Source organism: Bradyrhizobium sp. (assembly GCF_049581145.1).
Classification (GTDB): domain Bacteria; phylum Pseudomonadota; class Alphaproteobacteria; order Rhizobiales; family Xanthobacteraceae; genus Bradyrhizobium.
Genome location: NZ_JBAURI010001134.1, coordinates 1 through 2,268, shown reverse-complemented (window position 1 = coordinate 2,268; position 2,268 = coordinate 1). Strand labels below are relative to the sequence as shown.

The following is a 2,268-nucleotide window of genomic DNA, read 5'->3' as shown; positions in this document are numbered from 1 at the left end:
ATGCCGGAGAGATCGACCGCGCCCGCGGCATCGTGTGGCGCCGACTTGATGTCGGTCACGGCGGCGGCGAGCTTGTCGGACTGGGCGCGCAAATTGCCGACGTCATCGCGCAACGCGGCGACCGATTTGTCCAGGGCATCGATCCGGGGCGAGGACGCCGAATCGGCCAGCTTGCCGACCTGCTGTTCCAGTCCCGCGACGCGCCCGGTGAGATCGTCGACCGCGGCCGTATTGGATGCCGGCACGGCGGGAGCCGGCTGCACGGGCGCAAAGCCCAGTGCCCAGCCGGCGGCGATCACCAGGATGGCGGCCACGGCGCCGGACAGCGGCGCGATCAGCCAAGGCGACGTCGACCGGGGCGTCGAGCGGGATTTGGCTTCGGGCGCCGCCGACGCAGCCATGGCCGGCTCGCGCTCAGCCGCGGGTTCCGGGGCGGCCTCGGCCGCAGGTTCCGCGGCAGCTCTTGTCTCGGCCGTCTCGTCCGCGATACCGGCCCTGGTCTCGCTCGACACGGCTTCGAGCTCGATGGTGGGCGGGGAGCGCTTGGGCCGGCCGGCATCGGACGGCGCTTCGGGATCATCGAGCCTGTCATCGACCATTGCGGTGGTTCCCTGGTTGGTATGCCAGCGCCGAAGCTACCAGAATCGGCCCGCCCTCTTAAGCCATTCGCCGGCGCAACGCACGCTCCAACGCCCCGAACAGCGCGTTTTCGTCCGGAGAGGCCGCGACAACGACCTGGTTGGCGCCGGCATCGCGAAGGATTGAAGCAACGGTGGCGGAAATGCAGCATTGCGGGATCGCCAGCGCCGATATTTCGACGCCGTCCGCCCGCGCCGCTTCCACGAACGCCTGCGCGCTGCGCCCGGAGTAATGCAGCACCGCCTCGATCCCGTTGGCCGCGAACGCCTCGCGGGTGTCGCGCGGCAGGCCCGACATCGCCGCCATCCGGTAGGTGGTCTGGGTCACGACGTCGAATCCCTCGGCTTTGAGTTCGCCGGCGAGGTCGCGCGACAGGTCCGTGCCCGCCAGATAGAGCAGCCGCGCGGCCTTCTTCCTGGATCGCTTCAGCTGGGTCAGCACCAGATCGCGCAACGCCGCCGCATCGCCGGCGGCCGAGATCACGGTTGCGAATCCGGCGTCCGCCGCCGTCGAGGCGGTATGGTCGCCGACCGCAAACAAAGGCAGCCTGGCCGCGCGGCGCTTGAGCGGCTGCTCGGCGATGGCGCGTAGCGCGTTGGCCGAGGTCACGATGACAGCGTCATAGTCGGCGTCCGGATCGTCCCGCAACGCGACCGGCTCGAATTTCAGCATCGGCGCCAGCAGCACCTCGTACCCGCCGGCGCGCAGGCGCGCCGCGGTGGTCTCGCCGTCGGGATTCGGGCGGGTGACGAGAACGGCCATGTCGTTAGCCCAGCCTCAAACCTTGTCTCGAACCTCGTCTCGACGCCGCACCGATCGGCGCCCCGCCGCAACGGACGATTGCACGTTGCGACCCCGCAATGCTACCCGGGAGCGACAGCCGTGCTTCATCATAGCACACCATGACAGCGACCGGACTCAAATTGGATAGCGGCGGCCCGATGCAAGAGGTGGTTGAAAAGCCGATGCTCATTTTGGGCATCGAGACCACCTGCGACGAGACCGCCGCCGCCGTGGTCGCGCGCGAGAGTGACGGCCGTGGCCGGATTCTGTCCAATATCGTGCGCTCGCAGATCGCCGAGCATGCAAGGTTCGGCGGCGTGGTGCCGGAGATCGCGGCGCGCGCCCATGTCGACCTGCTCGACGGCATCATCGCCAATGCGATGCGGGAGGCCGGCATTGGCTTCGCGGAGCTGTCGGCGGTCGCCGCCGCCGCTGGCCCCGGCCTGATCGGCGGCGTGATCGTCGGGCTGACCACGGCCAAGGCGATCGCGATGGTGCACGACACGCCGCTGATCGCGGTGAACCATCTCGAGGCGCACGCGCTGACGCCGCGGCTGACCTGCGCGCTGGCGTTTCCCTATTGCCTGTTTTTGGCCTCCGGCGGCCACACCCAGATCGTGGCGGTGGCCGGCGTCGGCAATTATGTCCGGCTCGGCACGACCGTCGACGACGCAATGGGCGAAGCCTTCGACAAGGTCGCGAAAATGCTGGGACTGCCCTATCCGGGTGGACCGCAGGTCGAGCGCGCCGCCAGCCGCGGCGACGCCACGCGCTTCGCCTTGCCGCGGCCGATGCTCGGACGGGTGGACGCCAATTTCTCGCTGTCCGGGCTGAAGACCGCGGTAC

The 2,268-nt window shown here is 69.3% G+C and carries 2 protein-coding genes and 1 pseudogene; 1 reads left to right on the top strand and 2 read right to left on the bottom strand.

The window, feature by feature from the left end:
• Positions 1-599: pseudogene (locus tag WCB02_RS36300) on the bottom strand (hypothetical protein); the annotation flags it as partial.
• Between the two features lie 58 nt (positions 600-657).
• Positions 658-1,401 carry a uroporphyrinogen-III synthase gene (locus WCB02_RS36295; protein ID WP_423966437.1) on the bottom strand — a complete coding sequence of 248 codons (744 nt, stop codon included), beginning with the start codon at positions 1,399-1,401 and terminating at the stop codon, positions 658-660.
• Between the two features lie 203 nt (positions 1,402-1,604).
• Between WCB02_RS36295 and tsaD the strand changes: the two genes are divergently transcribed.
• A partial coding sequence (tsaD, locus tag WCB02_RS36290) for a tRNA (adenosine(37)-N6)-threonylcarbamoyltransferase complex transferase subunit TsaD (RefSeq protein ID WP_423966440.1) occupies positions 1,605-2,268 on the top strand: 664 nt, incomplete at its 3' end.

What these genes read in the sequence shown, in the direction of transcription:
- WCB02_RS36295 (WP_423966437.1), bottom strand. Translation starts at nt 1,401, where the DNA reads ATGGCCGTTCTCGTCACCCGCCCGAATCCCGACGGCGAGACCACCGCG.